Source organism: Mycobacterium sp. E1386 (assembly GCF_001672745.1).
In the GTDB taxonomy this organism is placed as follows: domain Bacteria; phylum Actinomycetota; class Actinomycetes; order Mycobacteriales; family Mycobacteriaceae; genus Mycobacterium.
Genome location: NZ_LZKH01000187.1, coordinates 1 through 2,662, shown reverse-complemented (window position 1 = coordinate 2,662; position 2,662 = coordinate 1). Strand labels below are relative to the sequence as shown.

4 protein-coding genes are annotated in these 2,662 nt (G+C 70.5%); 3 read left to right on the top strand and 1 reads right to left on the bottom strand.

Annotated elements, in window-relative coordinates; translation table 11 throughout:
* Positions 1 to 223 (bottom strand): hypothetical protein (locus A5709_RS19005; RefSeq protein ID WP_156768103.1); only part of this gene is annotated, 223 nt, incomplete at its 3' end.
* A gap of 234 nt (positions 224 to 457) precedes the next feature.
* Between A5709_RS19005 and A5709_RS19000 the strand changes: the two genes are divergently transcribed.
* From A5709_RS19000 to A5709_RS18990, 3 genes are all read left to right on the top strand, one after another.
* Entirely contained in the window at positions 458 to 880 is a 423-nt protein-coding gene (locus A5709_RS19000) for a hypothetical protein (protein ID WP_156673299.1), read from the top strand.
* A gap of 115 nt (positions 881 to 995) precedes the next feature.
* Positions 996 to 1,718 carry an SHOCT domain-containing protein gene (locus A5709_RS18995; protein ID WP_068010994.1) on the top strand — a complete coding sequence of 241 codons (723 nt, stop codon included), beginning with the start codon at positions 996 to 998 and terminating at the stop codon, positions 1,716 to 1,718.
* A gap of 256 nt (positions 1,719 to 1,974) precedes the next feature.
* A partial coding sequence (locus tag A5709_RS18990; protein ID WP_156768102.1) for an AAA family ATPase occupies positions 1,975 to 2,662 on the top strand: 688 nt, incomplete at its 3' end.

Sequence of the window (2,662 nt, the reverse complement as noted above, 5' to 3'; positions counted from 1 at the left end):
CCGCTCCGAGCGCTCCGACCAGGGCCCCGGCCACCAGGGCGTTTGTCGCCCTCGAACGTGGCTTCGGGGTCGAGGAGTCCGCACTCTCGACGGGCTCGGACAGCGAACCGTCCTCGATCTCGGGGTCGCCCAGCGGGCTCGACGCCCACGCCTCGGCGACGGTCAGATCGTCGTATGGGTCGGCGGCGAAGGTCGTCGACTGGAAGCCTTCGATGGTGCTCATGGCGTGTTCCTCAAACTGTGGTCGCGACCCCCGGTGGGTCGCCGTCACAGGTAGGAGCACCCAGCCCCGGCGGCGCGGACACTTTTTTCGGAACCTCTTCTCCGCGACCCCCACGCGCGTTCTTCGCGTCAGGCCGAATATGCGGCGAATACCTCATGCGCCGAGGCGGTGCGCTGGCGCACAGTAGTTGGCGAGCGCTCGGGAATGGGACGCGAAAGGACTGCCGTGTCATTGTTGAGAACCTTGAAGGCGGCGCGGGCCGAGGCACGGCGCGCCAGAGACACCGAGTTCGCCCGCCTGGTCGCATTGCCGCCGACGGAGGAGCTGGCCGCGCAACTCATGGCCGCATTCGGACCCGACGGGCCTAAGCGCGGCAAACCGCTGACCCAGTACGACTTCATCAAATGGGTGCTGCGCCGGGCGGAGTTCACCTCCCGCGGCCAGCGAGCCATGAGCTTCAAGAAGCTGGTCGCGCCCGTGCGCGAGGCCCTGCAGGTGTTGGAGCACAGCGAACTGGTCTACCTGAGCGTCGGGGGCGAGGGAAAGCCCGACAACTGGCATCCCACCAATCGGGGAATGGTAGCGCTGGACGAAGGGTATGACGCTGTCGCGCAATGCATCTCAGCCCGACGGTTTCGGCAAGACGAGACCCGGTGAGACGGGGGGCCGGCGCCACCGAGGCCGAATTGTTGGGATCGGGAGCGCGGCCGGGACGGTTCGCTGGCATACCGATGCAGAACATCGCCTGAGGGCACCCGCGAAAGGAACGACCATGAAGTTCAGGGCCCGCGCGCAGCACGACCCGGCGCTCAACCAGCAGGCCGCCGCCGTGGCGGCGGAAATCCTGCGTCAACCGGTTGAGGCGGCCACGCGATGCGAGCAGACGTCGACCAAAGCCATGCAGATGTATCCGTCGGCCGGGGGCGAGGTGAATTGGCGAAGCGTGCCTAACGGCACCGGCCTACCGAAGAGTTTCATCCTGGCCGTCACCGCGTCTGGCGTCTACGCGCTCGAAGACAAGCAGCACCGCGGAGTCCTGGTGGCCGGCAACGTGCTCAAGGCGTGGGATCGCTCGGGCTTTCGGGCCCAGGCCGGCAACGACGTGTCGGCCAGGGCGCGCGGGCTGCCCGACGACCGGCAGATCATCACGCTGTGGCTGCCGATCGACGGCGACAGCGGCCGGGTGGCGCAGCAGATCGCCGCGCAGCGGGCGGCTTCCGGCCAGCGCATCCCGGGCCTGCCGCATGCCTTCGTCATCGCCAAGGACGAGGCGGGCCAACGCATCGTCGACGCGCTGGGCGCGGCGCCGGCGCCGCAAGGTGCCGGGCCGAACATCGTCATCGGCGGCCGGCGGCTCGAAGACATCGTCGCGGGCGCCGCGCCGCAACGCCCGGCCGCCGAGCGCCTGCGGGAGCTCGAGGAGCTGCGTGCGGCCGGGGCGATCACCGATGCCGATTACACCCGCAAGCGGGCCGAGATCATCGCGGCGATCTGAGTCGCGAGGGCCGGTGGGCGCGGCCCGGGGGCGCCGGCCGACCGCGGCACGTCGCGCACCGTTGCGCGGCGCGCGGGGTCAACCCCGGCTAAGCTCTAGCGCATTCGCGCTGATGACGGTTTGCTGACGACCGCAGTGGGTGTGCCCGATCCGCGGTTGGCCCCGGCGGTCTTCCCTCTGAAGCGCGGGCCTGGACGTTTGCCCGCGGCGCCTTCGCGCAGGCCGCGGGTAGCTGCACCGGAGGGGACGGCGGGCTTTGGGATCGGATGAGCTGATCGAGCGCGACGCGGTGCTCAGGGAGCTGGCAGGGCTCAGACGCGCGGCGGCCGGCGGCAGCGGACGCGTGGTCTTGCTGCGCGGCGAGGCGGGCGCGGGTAAGACCTCCGTCATCGCGCGGTTCGTCGCCAGGCTGGGCGACTCGGCGGCGGTGTTGGAGGGCTGGTGCGATCCGTTGAGCGCGCCGCGCCCGCTGGGCCCGTTACTGGACATGTTGGCCGGCACGGCATATGCGCCGGCGGAGGCGATGCGTGCCGCCGTCGACACGGGCGACACCGAATCGGTGTATGCGCGGTTGCTCGCGCTCTTCGCCTGCGGCGGCCCGTGGGTGTGCGTGATCGAAGACGCCCACTGGGCCGACGGCGCCACGCTTGACCTGCTGCGCTTCCTGTCCCGCCGGATCGCCGCGCTGCCCGTGCTGTTGCTTGTTTCCTATCGCCACGACGAGATCGGCGAAGACCATCCCCTGGCCGTGCTGCTGGGCGACCTGGCGACGTCGAAGGCGGTGAGCCGGATATCGCTGGCCCCGCTGAGCGCGGCCGGGGTGGCCCAGCTGGCCGCGGGCACCGGCATCAACGCCGCCGCACTGCACCGGCTCACCGGTGGAAACCCGTTCTACGTGACCGAGGTGCTGGCCGCCGGCTCGGACGTCTTCGCCGTCGATGCGT